Source organism: Demequina sediminis (assembly GCF_030296675.1).
In the GTDB taxonomy this organism is placed as follows: domain Bacteria; phylum Actinomycetota; class Actinomycetes; order Actinomycetales; family Demequinaceae; genus Demequina; species Demequina sediminis.
In genome coordinates, this window is record NZ_AP027736.1 from 2512483 (window position 1) to 2531952 (window position 19470).

Sequence of the window (19470 nt, forward strand, 5' to 3'; positions counted from 1 at the left end):
CGTGATTCTCGCGCTCGATACGTCATCCGCGATCGCGGTCGCACTCGTCTCCGAAGCGGGCGAGGTGGTCGCGTCGCGCTCGGAGTTCAACCCGCGCGGCCATGCCGAGCTGCTCGCGGGCCTCATCGACCAGGTGATGGACGAGGCCGGAGTCTCTCGCGAGGCGATCACGCGCATCGTGGTCGGCACGGGTCCCGCGCCGTTCACAGGCCTGCGCGTGGGACTGGTGACCGCGCGCACGCTCGGTCACGTGTGGGGCATCCCCGTCGAGGGGGTGTGCTCGCTCGACGCGATGGGCGCCGCTCACGGCGGCGAGGTCACCGTGGTCGCGGACGCCAGGCGCCGCGAGGTGTACTGGGCGACGTATCGCGACGGCGAGAGGACCGCGGGTCCCGCGGTGACCGTGCCCGGCGAGGTTGAGGCGGTCGGAACCGTGGTCGGCCGCGGCGCGCTGCTGTACCCCGACGACTTCCTCCGCGGTGACGGCGGACCCGGATCCGGTGCTGCTCGCGGCGGTCGCGGCGCGGCTACGCCGGCGCGGCGAGGACCTGCCGACCGAGCCGCTGTACCTCCGCCGCCCCGACGTCCACGGCGTGCCAGGGGCGTGATCCGCGACCTCGGGGAGTCCGACCTGCCGTGGATGGCGGAGGTCGAGAGCGAGTTGTTTGGCGCCTCGGCGTGGTCGCGCGAGCTCATCGAGCACGACTACGTGTACGGCTTCACGCGCTATCGAGGCATCGAGGCGGATGGGAGGCTCGCGGGTTACGCCGTGTACGGCTACGACGGCGATGCGTTCCACCTCATGAACCTGGCGGTGCTGCCCGCGATGCGTCGCCGCGGCCTCGCGAGGGCGTTGATGGAGGACTTCCTTGCGGAGGCGCGGCGCGTGGGCGCTCCCGACGTGTGGCTTGAGGTGGCGGTGACCAATGACGCGGCTCTCGCGCTGTACCGCGCATACGGCTTCGAGGACGTGCGCGTGCGGCGCAAGTACTACCAGCCCGAGGGTGTGGACGCGCTCGTGATGCGCCGTGCGCTCTCGACCTACGAGCCCGGTTCCCCGTAGTAGCACGTCCCCGTTCGGGACGCTCGGGGCCCAGACGCGCGCGGAGGCGCGCGCGGCGGCCCGGCTAGAGTTGACCCGTGGCACTTGTACTCGGACTGGAGAGCACCTGCGACGAGACCGGCGTCGCCCTCGTGGAGAACGGGGAGCTGCTCGCGGACGTCGTCGCCTCGTCGATGGACGAGCACGCGCGCTTCGGCGGCATCGTCCCCGAGGTCGCCTCGCGCGCCCACCTGGAGGCCGTGCTTCCCACGCTCGACGAGGCTCTCGCGCGCGCCGGGCGCTCGCTGTCGGACGTCGACGCGGTCGCGGTGGCCTCCGGCCCGGGGCTCGTCGGCTCGCTCACGGTGGGCGTGTCCGCGGCCAAGGCGCTCTCGCTCGGGCTCGGCCGCCCGCTCTACGGCGTCAACCACGTGATCGGCCACGCCGCCGTCGACCAGTTGGTGCACGGCCGCTTCCCCGATCGCACCATGGCGCTCGTGGTCTCGGGTGGTCACACGTCGCTGCTTCTCGTGGACGACATCGCGACGCGCGTCACCGAGCTCGGTCACACGCTCGACGATGCCGCGGGCGAGGCCTTCGACAAGGTGGGACGCCTGCTGGGCCTGCCGTATCCGGGTGGGCCGCACGTCGACCGGCTCGCGCGCGAGGGTGACCCCGAGGCGATCCCCTTCCCGCGCGGACTGTCCAAGCCGAAGGACATGGCTAAGCACGCCTACGACTTCTCCTTCTCGGGTCTCAAGACGGCCGTCGCGCGGTGGGTCGAGGCCCGCCGTGAGTCTGGACTCGAGGTGCCGGTCGAGGACGTCGCCGCGAGCTTCGCCGCAGCCGTGGCCGATGTCCTGGTGACCAAGACCCTCAACGCGTGCCGCGAACACGGGGTCGACACCCTCGTGATCGGCGGGGGATTCTCCGCGAACAGCCAGTTGCGTGAGCTCGCGCAGCAGCGTGGCGAGGCGGCTGGCATCGACGTGCGCATCCCGCCGCTGCGCTACTGCACGGACAACGGCGCGATGATCGCCGCGCTCGGCTCCGCCGTGCTGGAGGCTGGCGTCGCGCCCAGCCGCCTCGACATCGGCGTCGACTCGTCGATGCCGCTGTCGACCATCACGGTCTGATGCGCATCGCGGCGCTCGCGCTCGCGGCCGCCCTCGCCCTGGGCGCGTGCACGCCGGCGACCGACGCCCGGCCGCTGCCGACCGCGACGGACCCCGCGAGCGCCGCCCCGGCATCGTCCCCTCGCCCGACCCCGTGCCCACGACGCTGACGTGGGGCCCGACCCACGAGACGTGGCAGCAGGCGCTGGCCGATGCCAGGGCGCTGCCGCTCGAGCGCGTGGCCGCGCAGGTGATGGTCGTGGATCTCGCGTCGCCCGATCCCGCCGTGGCGTCGGACCTCGTGCGACGCCACCACGTGGGCGGGGTGATCCTCATGGGGGGATCGGCTCCCTCGGCCGAGGCCGTCGCGACACTCACGCGCGCCGTCGCGGATGCCGACGACCGCGACTGGCCCGTGTGGATCTCGACCGATGAGGAGGGCGGATCCGTGGCCCGCTTGCGCGCGGCGATCCCCCGCCTGCCGTCGTTCATGGCGGCCGGTGCCGCGCGGGACAAGGATGCGGTGACCGCCGCGTATCGCGGCCTCGGGGCCGACCTGCGGGACCTGGGAGTGGGCATCGACTACGCGCCGGTGGCCGACGTCACGATCGGCACCACGGATCCCACGATTCGCACGCGCAGCGCGGGCGACGATCCCGAGCGCGTCGCGGAGACGGTCGTGGCGGCGGTCGAGGGCTTCGTGAGCGGCGGAGTGGCCCCGGTCATCAAGCACTTCCCTGGCCACGGGTCCGTCACGGTCGACTCTCACACGGGGCTCCCCGTGCACGGGCGCAGCGTCGCGAAGCTTGCGGAGACCGACCTGGTGCCCTTCGCGCGCGCGATCGAGGCGGGCGCGCCCGCGGTCATGATGGGTCACATCGCGGTGCCGCAGTGGGGCTCGGGACCCGCGACGCTCGAGCCCGACGCCTACGCGTACCTGCGCGAGGAGATGGGCTTCGAGGGCGTGGCGATCACCGATGCCCTCAACATGGCCGCCGTCACCGAGGGGCGCGCGCCCGGCGAGGTCGCGGTCGAGGCGCTGGCGGCCGGCGCCGATGTCCTCGTCATGCCCGGGGACATCGAGGTCGCGGTGCGCGCGGTGGTTCGCGCGGTCGAACGGGGCACGCTCACGCGCGAGCGCCTCGACGAGGCGGCCGCGCGCTCGATCGCGCTGCTGCGGTGGCAGGACGCGCTCGACCCGGCGCCACAGGAGGACGGCTACGCGCGCACGCTGGCCGCGGCGGGAGCGACCGTCGCGGCCCGCGAGTGCGAAGGACCGTTCGTGGGCGAGACCGTGCGCGTGACCGGGGGATCGGACGATGCCGCGCGCGCCCTCGCGGGCGCGCTCGAGTCGCGGGGGTGCCAGCGGGAGACGGCACCTCGGGCGTGCTCCTGACGTCCGGCTCGCAGACAGCCACGGCGGATGTGGTGGTGTCGCTCGGCGGGCCGTGGGGCCTCGAGGCCTCGACCGCGGACGCCTACGTCGCGATGTACGGGGACTCGCGCGCGGCCATCGAGGCGCTCGCGGATGTGCTCACGGGCGCGAGCGCGCCCGGTGGGGACTGGCCGGTGCGCATGGGTGAGGGCCTGCCGGCGACCTGCTGAGGGGCGACCGCTCGCCCGCGGCTACTGATCGAGGGCCGTCGACGCGGCCGCGGCGACCTCGCTCGCGAGCGCGTCGAGGTGGTCCGAGTGAAGGCGCCACTGCTGCCAGTGGAGGGTCACCGCGAGCTCCGGCTCGCCCAGCGCGACCAGGTCCAGGCCGCGGCGCTGGGCGGCGGGAAGCATGCCCCACCCCAGCCCCAGGGCGATCGCGGACGCGAACTCCGCCGAGGACGGCACGCGATGGCGCGGGGGAGCGGCGGGATCGACGCCGCGCGACTCGAGCCAGCGGGTCTGCAGCGTGTCGCGTGCGTCGAAGTCGACGATGGGAGCGTGGGCGAGTGCGGTCGCGAGCCCTGCGGGCCCCGCATCGCGGGAAAGCCACCGCTCCGCGAAGGCGGGACTGGCGACCGCGCGATACGTCATGCGTCCCAGGGTGGTGACCGTGCAGCCAGGGACCGGGGTGGCGCGCGTGGTCACGGCGGCGACCACGGTGCCGTCGGCAAGGAGCGCGGCGGTGTGGGACTCGTCCTCGCGATGCAGGTCCAGCAGGAATCCGCGTGACCGTGAGACGCGGGCGAGCGGGGCGAGCAGCCAGGTCGCGAGCGAGTCCGCGTTGACGGCTATCGGGAGGCGCGCCGCGTCGCTGTCGCTCAGCCCCAGCGCCGATGCGGCGTCCGCGTCGAGTTGCTCGACCTGGCGCGCGTAGCGGATCACGACGTCACCCGCCGACGTCGCGCGGACCGGGCGCGCGCGCACGAGCAGCACCTGCCCGGTGAGGCGCTCGAGCGTCGCGAGGCGCTGGCTGACCGCGGACTGCGTCACGTGGAGCGCGCGGGCGGCCGCCTCGAGCGAGCCCTCACGCACGACGACGGCCAGCGTGATTGCGAGTTCCGCGGGGATCTTCACATTAGTGAGCCTAATGCTCGTGAAGGAATCATGAGTGGTGCTCGAGACGCGGCGACCCTACGGTGGCGCCATGACCTTTCTTGCCGGGCTCGGCCTCGGGCTCTCCCTGATCGTCGCGATCGGCGCCCAGAACGTCTTCGTGCTGCGCCAGGGCCTGCGTCGCGAGCACGTGCGGCTCGTGGTCGCGATCTGCGCGGTGTCGGACGCGGTGCTGATCGCGGCAGGAGTCGCGGGAGTCGGCGCCGCGATCGAGACCGTGCCGTGGCTCATCACCGTCGCGCGCTGGGCCGGCGCCGCGTTTCTGCTGGGCTATGCGCTGCTCGCGGCGCGGCGCGCGTGGCGGCCCGCGCGTGAGAGTCTCGCCGCGGACGGCGCGCCCCCGGTCGATCCGTGTCCAGCGAGTCCGCGCGCACGGTCGCGCTGACGTGCCTCGCGCTCACGTGGCTCAACCCGCACGTGTACCTCGACACCGTGGTGCTGCTCGGCACGGTGGGAGCCGCCCAGGCGGCGCCGTGGATCTTCGCGGCGGGGGCCATGACCGGCTCCGTGGTGTGGTTCACGTCTCTCGGCTACGGGGCGCGGCTGTTGTCGGGGGTGCTCGCGAGGCCCGGCGCGTGGCGCGTGCTCGACGGGATCATTGCCGTCGTGATGGCGGCGCTCGCGGTGTCGCTCATCGTGGGGGCGTAGCGGGCGCCTACGCGGGCTCGACGAGCAGCGCCGCGTGGTCGCCCTCGAGGCGAGTGAGCACCACCGTCGCGCGCTGCGTGCCCTTGAGCTTGAGCCGCGGCCGCACCTGTTCGGGGGTGAGGTCGACGCCGCGCTTCTTGATGTCGACCGTGCCCACGTCGCGCGCGCGCAGCTCGCGTGCCAGGGCCTTGATGTCGAGCGGCCATCGCTCGAGCACGCGATACGTGCGGGCCAACGGCGTCTCGACGCGCTCATCCGCGGTGAGGTAGGCGATGCGCGGGTCCACCAGGCGCGTGCCGGTCCGCTCCGCGAGCACGCCCACCAGGCCCGCGCGGATCACCGCGCCGTCGGGCTCCAGGAGCCAACCCCCGAGCGGTCCCGAAGGGGCGCGATCCGTCGGCCCGAAGATCTCGTGCGACTGCCCGCCGCGCAGGACGAGCGCCGCGTGGCCCGGACGCCGCGCGGCGGCGCCGGACCACAGGCCCACCTCGACCACGTCGCCGTCGATGCTCACCCACTGAGCCTCCATGTCGGGCGGAATCGCCTCATGCGGCAACCCCGGCCCCGCCTTGACACCGAGCGCGCGCACCTCGTGACGGAGGTCGAGGACGGCGTCGAGCCGCGGCGAGTAGTCCGCGGGGTCGTGGCGGCGACCGCGTGCCGTGCGCCGGGCGGGATCCGCGAAGATGCCGTCGACCGACAGGTCGCCCAACGCCTCGAGGGAGTCTCCCCACACGACCCTCGCGTGGGGCCACGGGGCCAGGTTGTGCGCCGCGAGGATCGCCGTCGCCTCATCCGCCTCGAACGCGACCACCTCGATGCCGCGTGCGGCCAGCGCCATGGAATCGGCCCCGAGGCCGGCCGTGAGGTCGGCCACACGCTCGCACCCCGCCTCCGCGAAGCGCGCCGCATGCAGCGACGAGGCCGCGACACGCGAGGCCTGCTCGAGGCCCGCGCGGTGAAACACCATGGAGTCCGCCGCGTCGCCGAGCCGCGGGCGAGCCTCGGTGCGGAGCTCGGCGAGGGTCATCGCGGCCGTCACGAGCGCGGGATCGTGACCCGCACGGCGCAAGCGACCCGCGATCGCGAGGGCCTCTCGAGGAGCGAAGCCGCGCAGCGACCCCGCGAGGTCGAGGCACGGTGCGCTCACGGTGAGGCGAGCGGTGGCGGCGTCCATACGCGGATCCTTTCACGGGGGGCGAACACGACCGCGCCCGTTAGCACTCGGGGCACACGAGTGCTAAATTGGTCCTGCTCTCACGAGCAGGAACCAGCTGGGTCCGACCCCCGCGACGGCGGACCCGACCGGTTCGCATTCCATACTTCGACGACGGAAGGTGAGGTCCGCAGTGTCGGTCTCAATCAAGCCTCTGGAGGACAAGGTCGTTGTCAAGGCCGCCGCGGCCGAGACCACGACGGCGTCCGGCCTCGTGATCCCTGACACGGCCAAGGAGAAGCCCCAGGAGGGCGAGGTCGTGGCCGTGGGCCCCGGCCGCATCGACGACAACGGCAACCGAGTCCCGCTCGACGTGAACGTCGGCGACAAGGTCATCTACAGCAAGTACGGCGGCACCGAGGTCAAGTACGCCGGCGAGGAGTACCTCATCCTCTCGGCGCGCGACCTGCTCGCCATCGTCGGCTAATTCCAGCCGTCACCACGGGCCCCGGGGCGATAGCCTCGGGGCCCGTTGGCGTCTGCGGGCGGACGATTCCGCCCACCCCGTACCCCGGCATCGTCCCTTCACCAGGCCTCTCGAGGGACGATGCGCGAGGCAACGGGGCAGCTAGCTCGCCTGACGCAGGCGGCCGGCGAGGATCGCGTGACGCTCATCCTCGCTGAGGCCGCCCCACACCCCAAACGGCTCGCGTGCCTGGAGCGAACGCTCGCGGCACATGTCGAGCACGGGGCACCGCGAGCAGAACTCCTTCGCGGACTCGGCCCGGCGCTTGCGCGCCGCACCGCGTTCTCCCTCGGGGTGGAAGAACAGGTCGGGGTCGGCCTCGCGGCACGCGCCCTCGTATTGCCACTCCCACTGATCTTGGGTGGGTGCTGGCAGTTTCGCCACGGCCTCCATAACGCCCCCTTAACGGGTCTTCGCCGGTTCCCCCAGGAAAACGCCGTTGCCTCCCGAACCGAACTGTGGTGCCACTGGTGCTGCAGCGGGAACCGGGCTGGTAACCCGGGCCTCGCGTGCTCCCTCACTGCCATTCTTAACACCCTCGGGGTGGCTTGGGAAGTCCCGATTTGCCTGGTTCGTGAGACTCCGACGACCGCCTAGAATGTGCCAATGGCGCCGCTCGAGAACGACCCCTTCGCCTTCACCGGACTGACCTACGATGACGTCCTCCTCTTGCCCGGGGAGTCCGACGTCATTCCGTCCGAGGTGGACACCACCACTCAGCTCACCAAGGGCATCTCCGTTGCGGTCCCGCTGCTGTCCGCGGCGATGGACACTGTCACCGAGGCACGCATGGCGATCGCCCTCGCGAGGCTCGGCGGATTGGGTGTGCTGCACCGCAACCTGTCGATCGAGGACCAGGCTCACCAGGTCGAGATCGTCAAGCGATCCGAGTCCGGCATGATCACGGACCCCGTTACCGTGGGCCCCGACGCGACTCTCGCGGAACTCGACGCGCTGTGCGGCAAGTACCGCGTCTCGGGCCTGCCCGTGGTCGACGAGGACAACCGCCTCGTGGGCATCATCACCAACCGCGACCTGCGCTTCGTGAGCCCCTCGGAGTTTGCGACGCGCCTGGTGCGCGAGCAGATGACGGCAATGCCGCTGATCACGGCGCGCGAGGGCGTCTCGAACGCCGAGGCCTCGGAGCTGCTCGCCAAGCACCGCGTCGAGAAGCTGCCGCTCGTCGACGCCGACGGCCGCCTCACGGGCCTCATCACCGTCAAGGACTTCGTCAAGACCGAGAAGTACCCGCTCGCCTCGAAGGATGCGGAGGGTCGCCTCAGGGTGGCCGCCGCGGTGGGCTTCTACGGCGACGCGTGGGAGCGTGCGACGGCGCTCGTGGAGGCCGAGGTCGACGCGCTCGTGGTCGACACCGCCCACGGTCACGCGCGCGCGATGATCGAGATGATCCAGCGACTCAAGTCCGACCCCGCGACCCGCCACGTGCAGGTGATCGGCGGCAACGTGGCGACCCGCGCGGGCGCCCAGGCGCTGGTCGATGCTGGCGTCGACGCCGTCAAGGTCGGAGTCGGCCCCGGGTCGATCTGCACGACGCGCGTGGTTGCGGGCGTGGGCGTGCCTCAGGTGACCGCGGTGTACGAGGCGTGGAAGGCGGCGCACCCCTCGGGCGTGCCCGTGATCGCCGATGGCGGCCTCCAGTACTCGGGCGACATCGCCAAGGCCCTGGTGGCCGGCGCATCGTCCGTCATGCTGGGGTCGCTGTTCGCCGGCTGCGCGGAGACCCCTGGTGACCTGGTGCTCGTCAACGGCAAGCAGTTCAAGAGCTACCGCGGCATGGGGTCCATGGGTGCGATGGCGTCCCGCGGGCGCGTCTCCTACTCGAAGGACCGCTACTTCCAGGCGGACGCCCCGAGCGACGATGACCTCATCCCCGAGGGCATCGAGGGTCGCGTCCCCTACAAGGGTCCGCTGTCCTCCGTCGTGCGCCAGCTGGTCGGCGGCCTGGGCCAGTCGATGTTCTACGTGGGTGCGCGCACCATTCCGGAGCTGCAGGAGCGCGGCAAGTTCGTCCGCATCACGCCTGCCGGGCTCAAGGAATCCCACCCTCACGACGTTCAGATCACGGTCGAGGCACCCAACTACGCGGGCCGCCAGTAGGTGGATCTCGCCTGGCAGACGCTCGCGATCCTGGCGGTCGTGGCGTTGGTCGCCGGGTTTCTCGACACCCTCGCCGGCGGCGGCGGGCTGCTGACGCTGCCCGCGCTACTGCTCGCCGGCGTGCCCCCGCTGCAGGCGCTCGGCACCAATAAGCTGCAGGGGTCCTTCGGGACGGGAATGGCGACGTGGCAGGTGCTGCGCAGGCGCCGAGTGAGATGGGACGATGCTCGCTGGCCGATGCTGTGGGCCTTCCTGGGGTCCGTCGCGGGTTCCGTCGCGGTGCAATTCGCGGACGCGGACGCGCTGAGGATCCTCATCCCCGTGGTGCTCGCCGTGATCGCGGCGTACTTCGCCTTTGTGCCGCGCGCTCATCACCCGCCGGATCACGAGCGGATGTCGGCGGCGCCCTACGAGGCGAGCGTCGTGCCCGCCATTGGCGCGTACGACGGCGCGTTCGGGCCGGGCACGGGGTCGCTCTTCGCGCTCGCGGGCGTCACCCTGCGCGCGTACCCGCTGGTGAGGTCGACAGCGGTCGCCAAGACCCTCAACTTCGCCACGAACATCGCGTCGCTCGCGGTCTTCGCGATCGCGGGGCAGATGGCCTGGGCGGTGGGCGGAGTGATGATCGCGGGTCAGCTCGTGGGCGCCTACGTGGGCTCGCACGTGCTGTTCCGGGTGTCGCCCGTGGTGCTGCGCGTGCTGATCGTGGTGATGAGCGTCGGGATGCTGATGCGGTACCTGCTGGGCTGAGGTGGGGTGCGGTGGGGCTCGGCCCCGGCTCAGGGGTAGAGCCCCCGAAGCTTGTGGGCCTCGGTGACGCGGCGCACCGCGAGGGCAGTGGCCGCCTGGCGATACGTGAGGTCGTGGGCGCCTGCGTAGTCGACCACGTCGTGCCACGCGCGCGTCATGCGCTCCTCCAGGCGATCATTCACGTCGCGCTCGGACCACTGGTACGCCTGGTTCGCCTGGACCCATTCGAAGTAGGACACCACCACGCCGCCCGCGTTCGCGAGGATGTCGGGCACCACCAGCACGTCGCGCTCGCGCAGAATCGAGTCGGCGGCCTTCGTGGTCGGTCCGTTGGCCCCCTCGACCACGATCGACGCCTGCACCTGGTGAGCGTTGTGCTCCGTGATGACCCCCTCGACCGCGGCGGGCACCACCACGTCGACGTCGAGGGTGAGGACCGAGCGCGGGTCGATCGACTCGGTGCCCTCGAAGCCCACGACCGATCCCGTCCGTGCGGCGTGTTCGGCGAGCCGGCCAATGTCGAGGCCTCGGTGGTCGTAGATCGCGCCGTCGACGTCGCTCACCGCGATGACGCGCACGCCCGCTGCGGCGAGGAAGCGCGCCGCATCGCGACCGACCTTGCCGAATCCCTGCACCGAGGCGGTCGCGCGCTCGGGCCGCATGCCGCGCGAGGCCATCGCCATGAGCGTGATGTTGGCGACCCCTCGGGAGGTGGCCGAGGCGCGCCCCAGCGACCCGCCCAGGCTCACCGGCTTGCCCGTCACCACGCCCGGCACCGTGTACCCCACCGCGGCCGAGTACGTGTCCATGATCCACGCCATGGTGCGCTCGTCGGTGCCGATGTCGGGGGCGGGGATGTCCTTGGTGGGGCCGATGATCGGCAGCACCTCCGACGTGTAGCGCCGCGTGACGCGCTCGAGCTCCGCGAGGCTGTGCTCGCGGGGGTCGATCGCGATCCCGCCCTTCGCGCCGCCGTACGGGACGTCGACGAGCGCACACTTCCACGTCATCCACATCGCGAGCGCCCTGACCTCGTCGATGTCGACGCTGGGAGCGAAGCGCAGTCCGCCCTTGGCGGGGCCGCGCGAGAAGTTGTGCTGGACGCGGTAGCCCGAGTACACCGCCGTCGAGCCGTCGTCCCGCCGTAGCGGCACGCTCACCATGAGCTCGCGGCGCGACGTCGCGAGCATGCGGTGCATGCCGGTCTCGTAGCCCAGGTGATCGATCGCGCTCGCGAGCTGCGCGTGCGCATCGGCCAAGGGCCCGGACGATGCCCCGGAAAAGGGGCCCGCCGACGTTCCGGTGAGCGTTCCGAGCGGCGTCCCGGCGCGGGCGTCTGTTTCAGTGGACCACGTCATTGTGACCTCCGGTGAGTGACGCTTTCGACGATAGCGCCGCGCGTTCGGGTGCCCGAGCCTCACACCGCGGGCACCTCGCGGCTACCCGAACAGAGTGTCCTGATTTGCGGGCGCCGGGGCGGCGGCGACCGCGACGGGCCACTCGGGTCGGGGGAGGTCGTCGACCTCTCCCTTCGACTTCAGCCACGCCGCGAAGCGCACCGCCCACTCGCGATGAGCCGAGGCCTGGAGGTCGTGGAGCGAGTCGAGAGACGTCGCGCGCATCGTGGGATGGGCCGCCGCGAGCGCCTGGACCAGCTCGAGGGTCGCCAGGACGTCGGCATCGGCCGCGTGGAGGTCCTCCGCGACCACGGTCACCGCGTAGAGGGTGCACAGGTCGATGAGCTTGCGCTTACCCTTGCGGTACTGGTCGAGCTTGCGGTCCAGCACGAGCGGATCGATCACCGGACGCACCTCGCGCCGCACCAGCCGCGCCGCGAGAGAGCGCAGGCCGTGGCGCGCGAGCTCGTTCTCGAGCAGCGTGAGGTCGAACTGCGCATTGAAGGCGACCACGGGGAAGCCCGCGTTGAGGGCGCCGGCGAGTGCGGTTGCGACCTCCTCGAGCGCCTGCGCTGGGGCCGCGCCCTCCGCGCGTGCCTGGGCTGTCGTGATGCCGTGCACCGCCGTCGCGCCCGCGGGGATCTCGACGCCAGGATCGATCAGCCACGTGCGCGTGGTGACGGTCTCCCCGGTGCGCGTGATCACCGCCGCGGTGACGATCCGGTCGTGCTCCGTGGACACGCCCGTGGTCTCGGTGTCGAATCCGACCATTGTCTCGTCGAGCCAGCTCATGGTCCTAGACTGGCACGCCTCACCGACACCGCGTCGCATCGTCATCATCGCCGGTAGGCTGGTGGCCCGTGAGCAACGAGATCGAGATCGGCCGCGGCAAGCGCGGACGCCGCGCGTATTCCTTCGACGACATCGCCGTGGTGCCCTCGCGCCGCACGCGCGATCCGCAGGTGGTGAGCCTCGGCTGGCAGATCGATGCCTTCCAGTTCGAGATCCCCGTGATCGGCGCGCCGATGGACTCCGTGATGAGCCCCGCGACCGCGATCGCGCTGGGCAACGCGGGCGGCCTGGGCGTCCTCGACCTCGAGGGGCTGTGGACGCGCTACGAGGACCCGACCGCGCTGCTCGAGGAGATCGCCGCCCTCGACCCCGCCGACTCGACCGTGCGCATGCAGGAGATCTACCGCGAGCCCATCAAGGATGAGCTCATCACCGCGCGGCTCAAGGAGATCCGCGCCGCCGGCGTGGTGGTGGCCGGGGCGCTCAGCCCGCAGCGCACGCAGGAGCACTACGCGACCGTGCTGAAGGCCGGCGTCGACCTGTTCGTCATCCGCGGCACCACGGTGAGCGCCGAGCACGTCTCTGACGGAGCCGAGCCGCTCAACCTCAAGAAGTTCATCTACGACCTCGACGTGCCCGTGATCGTCGGAGGGGCGTCGACGTATCAGGCGGCGCTCCACCTCATGCGCACCGGTGCCGCAGGCGTGCTCGTGGGCTTCGGCGGCGGTGCGGCCCAGACCACGCGCACCACGCTCGGCATCCACGCACCCATGGCGACCGCGGTGTCGGACGTCGCGGCCGCGCGACGCGACTACCTCGACGAGTCCGGCGGCCGCTACGTCCACGTCATCGCGGACGGCGGCTTGGGACGCTCGGGCGACCTGGTCAAGGCCTTCGCATGCGGCGCCGATGCCATCATGCTGGGCGCCGCGCTCGCGCGCGCCGAAGAGGCGCCGGGTGCCGGCTTCCACTGGGGTCCCGAGGCTCACCACCCCGAGCTGCCGCGCGGGGAGCGCGTGCACGTGGGCGTGACCGGGACGCTCGAGGAGATCCTCTTCGGCCCGGGCACCCGCGCCGACGGCACGTCGAACCTCATGGGGGCGCTGCGGCGCTCGATGGCCACCACCGGCTACTCGGACCTCAAGGAGTTCCAGCGCGTCGACATCGTGGTGAGCCCGTACCAGGCGCAGTAGCGATGGCGGAGCCCGCCGAGTTCACCGTGGCCGATGCCGCGGCCTGGCGCGTGTGGCTCGACCTCCACGAGTCGACGTCGGACGGCGTGTGGCTCGTGCTCGCGAAGAAGGGCGTCACGGTGCCCACGTCGCTCACCTACGCCCAGGCTCTCGACGAGGCGCTGTGCTCGGGGTGGATCGACGGCCAGAAGAGGGGCCGCGATGCGGCGACCTTCCTCCAGCGCTTCACGCCGCGACGCGCGCGCTCGATGTGGTCGGCCCGCAACGTCGAGCACGTCGCGCGCCTCACCGACGCGGGGCGCATGCGCGAGCGCGGACTCGAGGAGGTCGCCAAGGCTCGGCACGACGGGCGCTGGGAGCGGGCCTACGACGGCTCGGCGACCGCGGCCGTGCCGGACGACCTCGCCCGCGCGCTGGCCGCGGAGCCCGCGCTCGAGGCCGCCTTCGAGGCGCTCACCCGCGCCGAGCGCTTCGCGGTCCTGCACCCGCTCATGACCGCAGCGACCGAGGCGACGCGCGAGCGGCGCCTGCGGCGCGCGCTCGACAGGTTGCGAGGCTAGGTCACGCCTCGGGCCGGTCGATCACCACGAACGCGCCCGTGTACATGCCCATTGCGCACGAGTAGGCGTACGTGCCCGGCTCGCCCGCGGTGAACTCCACCGTGGCGGGACCCGTGAGCACGTCGATGCTGTCGAGGCCGAGCGATGGCGCGGTGATGAGGCTCGCGCACCCGACCCACTCGGGCTCGAGGCGCCACCTCACGTTCTCGCCCGCGTAGACCACCGAGACCTCGGGGGAGTAGCCGTCCGCCTCGACCACCGTGGTGACCTCCTGCGCGCCACGGACATCCGCGACGTTGGCCGTGCGCTCGGTGGGGGTGAGCCCGCCGAAACCGAGCCCTGGCGCGAGGGTGGTCACCGCACCCGCGCCCGTCACCAGCGCGAACGCGACCACCACGACGCCCACGACCCGGAGCGCTCGTCCCGTCGAGGACCGCCTGGCCGCGCTCGCGGCGGCGCCGGCCGCCAGCAGTCCGGGCGTGGTCCCGAGCGCGAAGACGGCCATGACGGCGGCGCCCGCGGCGGCGGATCCCGTCGACAGCGCGTAGACCTGGACGGCCTGCGTGAAGCCGCACGGCAGGAAGAACGATGCCGCGCCCAGTCCTGCCGCGCGCAGGTCGCCGGCGCGGGCGCCTTTGCGAACGGTGGACGGACCGGCACCCGTCCGCGCCCATGCGCCCCAGCGGCCCGGCAGGGTGAGCTGCCACCCGGCGAGGCGCGGTGAGGCGCCGGTGAGGCGCAGGCCGAGGACGCCCATGACCACGGCGGCGACGAGCATCGTCGCCGCGAGCGCCGTGCCGGAGAGTTGCAGTCCCTGGCCCGCCCACCCGACCACGCCTCCCAGCACCGCGAAGCCGACGACCCTGCCCACGTTGAACGCGAGGTGGGGGCGCAAGCGGGCGGCGCGGCGGGCATCGTCCCCGACGGAGGCCGCGAGAGAGATCACCAGGCCGCCCACGAGCGCCATGCACGTGGACACCGACGCCGCGACGCCCAGCAACGCGATGAGCGCGAGCGATCCGGCCGAGGCGCCTGACGTGAGCGTGCCGATGCGCTCGTCGAGACCGAACGCGTACGCCGTGATCGCGAGCGCGGCGACCACCGCGGCCGCGACCGTGACGTCGCGCCACACCGTGTGATCGCGGCTCAGCCACGGACGTGCGCCCACGCGATACGGGGTGTCGGCGAGCGCGGCATCGAGGGCGGAATCGGCGGGCAGACGCTCGCCCTCGAGGGTGAGCCGGCCCGAGCGGCGGTCGGCGCGCGCGGCGCGCACGCCGGGAAGCTCGAGCGCGGCGGCGGTGACCGTGGTCTCGCACGCGGCACACGTCATTCCCTCGATGGGGACGATGCGCTCCATGGCTCCTCCTCGCGGCCCGCCGGGGTGCGGGCTGGCTTGTGTGAGGTCAGGGTAGACAGATCGCGGGGGCGTTCGCTCGGGACCTGGGTCGCGACCCTGCCCGTGCGGGAAGGTGTGTACGTCATGTCCCGTCCACAGCCGCGGCACGCTGTCGGTCGGCGCGGGTACCCTGGGTGGGTCCGAAGGGAGCCCTCATGTCCTCTGCTGCTCACGTTCCGTCTGGATCTGGCGACCCGACGCGCGACGACGCGATGGGTGAGGTCTCCGCGGTGCTACTGAATCTCGAACACACCATCGCACGTGCGAAGAAGGGCCTGGCAAAGGTGAAGAAGTCGGGCGGAGACCGCAATGTCGAGCTCGCGCTCGACGCGGCGATCACCGAACTGGCCAAGCAGCACAAGCGCTTGATGCAGGACACGTACTATGCGGGTGACGCGGTTCGCCTGATCTAAGGCGGAGCGGGCGAGCGCAATCAAAGACGCTGAGGGGGACACCGGTGCGAAGTGGTGCCGAGATTGAGGCGGATCTGCGCGCCTTCGTGAAGCGGTGGGAAGCGTACGCGGGGTCCGAGAAGGCCGAGGCGCAGACGTTCCTCAACGAGCTCTTCGCAGCCTACGGCACGGATCGCTTGGCGGCGGGGGCACTGTTCGAGGACTTCAAGTCCTCCGCCGGCTTCATGGACCTCCACTGGCCCGGCCAGCTCATTGTCGAGATGAAGAAGCCGGGCGTGGCCCTGGCCAAGGCCGACGACCAGCGCATTCGCTACTGGCAGGAGTCCTCGGACGCCAAGGAGGGCATCCCCGCGGCACGCTTCGTGGTGCTGTGCAACTTCCACGAGTTCGAGATCTGGGAGCCGGGACGCTTCCCCAAGGAGCCGCGCCTGCGCCTCACGCTCAGGGAGCTTCCCGACCGCGCCGAGGCGTTCATGTTCCTGGTGGCGGGTGACGTGGATCCCGTCTTCACGGAGCAGAGGCGGGAGCTCACCGCCGAGGCCGCCGAGCACGTGGCGAAGCTGTACACCTCCCTTGCGGACCGCGGCGCCGCGCCGGTCACGGACATTCAGCGCTTCACCATGCAGGTGGTGTGGTGCATGTTCGCCGAGGACCTGGGCCTGCTCGACGGACTGCCGCTGTCGCATGCGGTCGAGGTGGTGCTAAAGGATCCTGAGCTCAACTCAACCAGGAGTTCGACTACCTGTTCGGGCTGCTGAACAAGAAGTCCGATTCGGGTCGCGCCGGCGCCTACGCGGGTACGCGCTACGTCAACGGCGACCTCTTCGCCGAGGTCGATTCGCCCATGCTGACCAGGGACGAGCTGCTCCACCTCAAGAAGGCGGTCGAGTTCGACTGGCGCAACGTCAACCCCACCATCTTCGGCAGCCTGCTCGAGGGCGTGCTGGGTCAGGAGCGTCGCTCGGCGCTGGGAGCGCACTACACGCACGAGGCCGACATCATGAAGATCGTCACACCCACGATCGTGCGGCCGTGGCGTGACAGGATCGCCGCCACCGCCTCGCCTGCGGAGGCCCGGGCGTTGCTCGACGAGCTGTGCGCCTTCACGGTGTTGGACCCCGCGTGCGGGTGCGGCAACTTCCTCTATGTGGCGTATCGCGAGTTGCGCGCCCTCGAGTACGAACTCAAGCAGCGCATCTTCACCCTCGCGGAGACCACGGGTGCGCCCGCACCGTCCGGACCGCTGCCGTACGTGCCGCTCACCGCGGTCCACGGGATTGACATCGAGCACGTCGCGGTCATGATCGCGCGCGTGGTGCTGTGGATGGGACATCGCCAGGTGATGGACCTCTACGGGGAGGCGGAGGCGCCACTGCCGCTGGTGAGCCTGCCGGGCGTGCGGGCGGCCGATGCCCTGCGCGCCGAGTGGCCCCAGGTGGACGCGATCATCGGGAACCCGCCATTTCTCGGCTCTCAGCTCCTCCGCGAGTCCCTGGGCGACGCCTACCTCACATGGCTTAAGAAGGAGTTCGGCGTCGGGATCAAGGACCTGTGCGTGTACTGGTTCCGCAAGGCCAACGACGCCCTTGCGCAGGGCCAGCGAGCCGGCCTCGTTGGCACCAACTCCATCTCACAGAACCGCGCGCGCGGCGCCTCGCTTGAATACGTTGCCGCGCACGGCGGCGTGATCACCGACGCGGTCTCGTCGCAGAAGTGGCCGGGCGAGGCCAAGGTTCACGTCTCGATCGTCAATTGGATCAAGGAGCCCGCGGAGGCGGTCACTGAGTTCGACCTCGACGGCGCGCGCGTCGCCGGGATCACGCCCTCCCTCACCGCGACCGGCGCCGATACGTGGGCTCCGCAGGCGCTCGCGGCCAACAAGGGCAGGTGCTTCCAGGGGCCGATTCCGATCGGCAAGGGCTTCGTGATGGACGATGCGTCTGCGGCGGCGCTGCAATCCCGTTCCGAGGCCGTCTACGCGGACATCGTGCGTCCCTACGTGATCGGCGATGACGTGGCAAACCGATCTGCCCAGGATCCGTCCCGTTGGATCATCGACTTCGGGCTCCGTCCGCTCGAAGAAGCTGCGTCCTACCCCGCCGCGCTCGACATCGTGCGGCGTCTGGTCAAGCCGGACCGTGAGCAGTCGAACCGCGCGGTCTACCGCGAGCGATGGTGGATCTTCGGCGAGCCCCGCACGGCCATGCGCTCCGCTCTCTCGCCGCTCTCGCGGTTTATTGTGGGTACCGCGACGGGCAAGCGACTGGCGCTTGCCTGGCAGGATGCCGCCGTCTGCCCCAGCAACCTGGTGAACGTGTTCGCCTTCGACGATGACTACTCCATGGGCATCCTGCTCTCCCGCGCGCACGACGCGTGGGCATGGGCCCAGTCCTCGACGCTCGAGACGCGACTCCGCTACACGCCAACCAGTGTGTTCGAGACCTTCCCCTGGCCCCAGCCGACCAAGACTCAGAGGGAGGCTATTGCCGAGGCATCCAGCGCCCTTTACGCTCGCCGCTCCGAGCTCTGCATCGAGCACCAACTGGGCCTCACCAAGCTCTACAACCTGATGGACGAGGGCGGCTTCGCCGACCTCAAGGCGCTGCACAAGCGCCTCGACGAGGCCGTCGCTGCGGCCTACGGCTGGCCCAAGGCCGTCGCTCAGGACGGGCCCGAGCTGGTGCGCCGCCTCCGCTCGCTCAACCGCGACATAGTCGAGGGGCGGGTCGCTTACGAGCCGTTGACTGGGCCCCAAGGCGGAGCGCGCCCGTGAGCGTGGGCGTATCTGAGGCCGACGACTTCGCCTTGCTCGGACACCGCGATGCGGCTACCCGGGCTGCCGCAGCGAAATCGCTCGCCAAGCGACGACGACTGAGCCCTGCGCTGGCGGTATTCCTTCGTGCGGACCGAGACGTGAAGGTGCGCGTCGCCGCTGAGCGCTCCTTGACCCGCACCCTCGAGGGGCATGAGGTCGCGAGACTACTGCGATCGGACGAGCCCGAGGAACGCGTGCTTGGTGCAGATGCGGTGCTCGATATCGGCACCCTCACGGCTCTTGCACGAGACCCGAGCCCTCTCGTGCGCGAAGTGGTAGCGCAGGGGAGCCCTCCAGTCGACTTGCTGATGGCTCTCGCGCACGATTCTTCGGACGATGTCCGCTTGGCGGTGGCGCGGGACTTCCGATCCGCGCGCGAGGTCTACGAGATCCTGGAGCGCGATCAGACCGAGCGGGTGCGTGAGGAGGCGCTGAGGCGGCGCAACTGGCGCCTGGAGCACAACGACGACATTGCGGCGGCTCTCGGGCTCAATCTTCACCGGATACTTTCCGGTGAATCGGGCAGCGCTCGTGGCGCGCTGACAGTGATGATATCCGCGCCGCACACGTCATTGCGTGTTCGTCTCGCGCGGCAGCCGTGGATTCCCGCGGAAACGCTCGCGCAGTGGGCGCATGACGTCGAGCCAGCCGTGGTCGAGGCCGTAGCGGGCAATCCTTCAACCCCCGTGAGCGTACTTGCGCTGATCATGGAGTCACGGTGGGGGCCGGACCCGCGGATCGCCATGGCCAATGTGGCGATGCGCGCGGACGTGCGCGAGACCGCCTGGCGATTTCCACAAGGCATCTTCCGTGACGATGTTCTCGACCTACCGAGTGAGCTGCTCGAAGTCATCGGCACCAACCCCTGACGTTGCCGCGCACGCTGGCGCGGATCGCGGAGCACGCCGGAGACACCGTCGCTGCCGCCCTCGCGCGCAACCCCTCCACGCCGAGCTCGACGCTTGAGTGGATCGCCAAGTGCCACGCGGATTCGAC

20 protein-coding genes and 1 pseudogene are annotated in these 19470 nt (G+C 71.2%); 15 read left to right on the plus strand and 6 right to left on the minus strand.

Translation table 11 applies throughout. The features are described 5' to 3' along the window. Position 1 precedes the first annotated feature (1 nt). From tsaB to QUE44_RS12915, 5 genes are all read left to right on the plus strand, one after another. Entirely contained in the window at positions 2–1063 is a 1062-nt protein-coding gene (gene tsaB / locus QUE44_RS14220; protein WP_350226842.1) for a tRNA (adenosine(37)-N6)-threonylcarbamoyltransferase complex dimerization subunit type 1 TsaB, read from the plus strand. Positions 1064–1140: 77 nt separating this feature from the next. Continuing rightward, positions 1141–2178, plus strand: a complete 1038-nt coding sequence (gene tsaD, locus QUE44_RS12900) for a tRNA (adenosine(37)-N6)-threonylcarbamoyltransferase complex transferase subunit TsaD (protein WP_286215035.1) — start codon at positions 1141–1143, stop codon at positions 2176–2178. Beyond that, entirely contained in the window at positions 2178–2327 is a 150-nt protein-coding gene (locus tag QUE44_RS12905; protein ID WP_286215036.1) for a hypothetical protein, read from the plus strand. Before tsaD ends, QUE44_RS12905 begins: the two co-directional genes overlap by 1 nt. Then, positions 2312–3553: a glycoside hydrolase family 3 N-terminal domain-containing protein gene (locus QUE44_RS12910; protein WP_286215037.1), complete on the plus strand. Its 1242-nt coding sequence runs from the start codon at positions 2312–2314 to the stop codon at positions 3551–3553. Before QUE44_RS12905 ends, QUE44_RS12910 begins: the two co-directional genes overlap by 16 nt. Continuing rightward, complete coding sequence (locus tag QUE44_RS12915; protein ID WP_286215038.1) at positions 3544–3762, plus strand: hypothetical protein; 219 nt, start codon at positions 3544–3546, stop codon at positions 3760–3762. The genes QUE44_RS12910 and QUE44_RS12915 overlap by 10 nt, the downstream gene beginning before the upstream one ends. A 21-nt stretch (positions 3763–3783) precedes the next feature. Here the strand turns inward: QUE44_RS12915 and QUE44_RS12920 are convergent, their stop codons facing one another. Next, on the minus strand, positions 3784–4668 hold the full coding sequence (locus QUE44_RS12920; RefSeq protein WP_286215039.1) for an ArgP/LysG family DNA-binding transcriptional regulator: 885 nt from the start codon (positions 4666–4668) through the stop codon (positions 3784–3786). Positions 4669–4738: 70 nt separating this feature from the next. Between QUE44_RS12920 and QUE44_RS12925 the strand changes: the two are divergent. Then, positions 4739–5355: pseudogene (locus QUE44_RS12925) on the plus strand (LysE/ArgO family amino acid transporter). Between the two features lie 7 nt (positions 5356–5362). On the opposite strand, the gene QUE44_RS12930 reads toward QUE44_RS12925, so the two are convergent. After that, positions 5363–6532 (minus strand): THUMP-like domain-containing protein, encoded by a 1170-nt coding sequence (locus QUE44_RS12930; RefSeq protein WP_286215041.1) that lies wholly within the window; start codon positions 6530–6532, stop codon positions 5363–5365. A gap of 172 nt (positions 6533–6704) precedes the next feature. On the opposite strand from QUE44_RS12930, the gene groES reads away from it, so the two are divergent. After that, complete coding sequence (gene groES, locus QUE44_RS12935) at positions 6705–6998, plus strand: co-chaperone GroES (protein ID WP_062314564.1); 294 nt, start codon at positions 6705–6707, stop codon at positions 6996–6998. A 141-nt stretch (positions 6999–7139) separates the two neighbouring features. Here groES and QUE44_RS12940 read toward each other — a convergent pair whose 3' ends face one another. Next, on the minus strand, positions 7140–7430 hold the full coding sequence (locus QUE44_RS12940) for a WhiB family transcriptional regulator (protein WP_286215045.1): 291 nt from the start codon (positions 7428–7430) through the stop codon (positions 7140–7142). Positions 7431–7643: 213 nt separating this feature from the next. On the opposite strand from QUE44_RS12940, the gene guaB reads away from it, so the two are divergent. Both guaB and QUE44_RS12950 read left to right on the plus strand, forming a co-directional pair. Beyond that, on the plus strand, positions 7644–9155 hold the full coding sequence (gene guaB, locus QUE44_RS12945; protein WP_286215047.1) for an IMP dehydrogenase: 1512 nt from the start codon (positions 7644–7646) through the stop codon (positions 9153–9155). Next, a complete protein-coding gene (locus QUE44_RS12950) occupies positions 9156–9905 on the plus strand; it encodes a TSUP family transporter (RefSeq protein ID WP_286215049.1) in 750 nt (249 codons plus the stop codon). It begins immediately after the preceding gene. Positions 9906–9934: 29 nt separating this feature from the next. Here the strand turns inward: QUE44_RS12950 and QUE44_RS12955 are convergent, their stop codons facing one another. Both QUE44_RS12955 and QUE44_RS12960 read right to left on the minus strand, forming a co-directional pair. Then, positions 9935–11164 (minus strand): Glu/Leu/Phe/Val family dehydrogenase, encoded by a 1230-nt coding sequence (locus QUE44_RS12955; RefSeq protein ID WP_286215050.1) that lies wholly within the window; start codon positions 11162–11164, stop codon positions 9935–9937. 180 nt (positions 11165–11344) lie between these two features. Next, positions 11345–12094 (minus strand): exonuclease domain-containing protein, encoded by a 750-nt coding sequence (locus QUE44_RS12960; RefSeq protein ID WP_286215052.1) that lies wholly within the window; start codon positions 12092–12094, stop codon positions 11345–11347. Positions 12095–12162: 68 nt separating this feature from the next. Here QUE44_RS12960 and QUE44_RS12965 point away from each other — a divergent pair, with 68 nt between their 5' ends. Together QUE44_RS12965 and QUE44_RS12970 are read left to right on the plus strand one after the other, a co-directional pair. Then, on the plus strand, positions 12163–13287 hold the full coding sequence (locus QUE44_RS12965; RefSeq protein WP_286215054.1) for a GuaB3 family IMP dehydrogenase-related protein: 1125 nt from the start codon (positions 12163–12165) through the stop codon (positions 13285–13287). A 2-nt stretch (positions 13288–13289) separates the two neighbouring features. Continuing rightward, on the plus strand, positions 13290–13847 hold the full coding sequence (locus tag QUE44_RS12970) for a YdeI/OmpD-associated family protein (RefSeq protein WP_286215056.1): 558 nt from the start codon (positions 13290–13292) through the stop codon (positions 13845–13847). 1 nt (position 13848) lies between these two features. Here the strand turns inward: QUE44_RS12970 and QUE44_RS12975 are convergent, their stop codons facing one another. Further along, the gene (locus tag QUE44_RS12975; RefSeq protein WP_286215057.1) at positions 13849–15207 is read right to left on the minus strand and encodes an urease accessory protein UreH domain-containing protein; all 1359 of its coding nucleotides are present in this window, start codon (positions 15205–15207) and stop codon (positions 13849–13851) included. Positions 15208–15401: 194 nt separating this feature from the next. Between QUE44_RS12975 and QUE44_RS12980 the strand changes: the two genes are divergently transcribed. From QUE44_RS12980 to QUE44_RS12995, 4 genes are all read left to right on the plus strand, one after another. Continuing rightward, positions 15402–15659 carry a hypothetical protein gene (locus QUE44_RS12980; protein ID WP_286215058.1) on the plus strand — a complete coding sequence of 86 codons (258 nt, stop codon included), beginning with the start codon at positions 15402–15404 and terminating at the stop codon, positions 15657–15659. An 86-nt stretch (positions 15660–15745) separates the two neighbouring features. After that, positions 15746–16417 (plus strand): type IIL restriction-modification enzyme MmeI, encoded by a 672-nt coding sequence (locus tag QUE44_RS12985; RefSeq protein WP_286215059.1) that lies wholly within the window; start codon positions 15746–15748, stop codon positions 16415–16417. 86 nt (positions 16418–16503) lie between these two features. After that, positions 16504–18432, plus strand: coding sequence for a class I SAM-dependent DNA methyltransferase (locus QUE44_RS12990; protein WP_286215060.1), 1929 nt, complete (start codon positions 16504–16506; stop codon positions 18430–18432). Then, positions 18429–19343, plus strand: coding sequence for a hypothetical protein (locus QUE44_RS12995; RefSeq protein ID WP_286215061.1), 915 nt, complete (start codon positions 18429–18431; stop codon positions 19341–19343). Before QUE44_RS12990 ends, QUE44_RS12995 begins: the two co-directional genes overlap by 4 nt. Positions 19344–19470 lie beyond the last annotated feature (127 nt).

Bases quoted from the DNA above. Each gene is read 5' to 3' on its own strand.
- guaB (WP_286215047.1), top strand. From the start codon at position 7,644: ATGGCGCCGCTCGAGAACGACCCCTTCGCCTTCACCGGACTGACCTAC.
- QUE44_RS12930 (WP_286215041.1), bottom strand. From the start codon at position 6,532: ATGGACGCCGCCACCGCTCGCCTCACCGTGAGCGCACCGTGCCTCGAC.
- QUE44_RS12990 (WP_286215060.1), top strand. From the start codon at position 16,504: ATGCTGACCAGGGACGAGCTGCTCCACCTCAAGAAGGCGGTCGAGTTC.
- QUE44_RS12975 (WP_286215057.1), bottom strand. From the start codon at position 15,207: ATGGAGCGCATCGTCCCCATCGAGGGAATGACGTGTGCCGCGTGCGAG.
- QUE44_RS12905 (WP_286215036.1), top strand. From the start codon at position 2,178: ATGCGCATCGCGGCGCTCGCGCTCGCGGCCGCCCTCGCCCTGGGCGCG.
- QUE44_RS12980 (WP_286215058.1), top strand. From the start codon at position 15,402: ATGTCCTCTGCTGCTCACGTTCCGTCTGGATCTGGCGACCCGACGCGC.
- QUE44_RS12960 (WP_286215052.1), bottom strand. From the start codon at position 12,094: ATGAGCTGGCTCGACGAGACAATGGTCGGATTCGACACCGAGACCACG.
- QUE44_RS12970 (WP_286215056.1), top strand. From the start codon at position 13,290: ATGGCGGAGCCCGCCGAGTTCACCGTGGCCGATGCCGCGGCCTGGCGC.
- QUE44_RS12940 (WP_286215045.1), bottom strand. From the start codon at position 7,430: ATGGAGGCCGTGGCGAAACTGCCAGCACCCACCCAAGATCAGTGGGAG.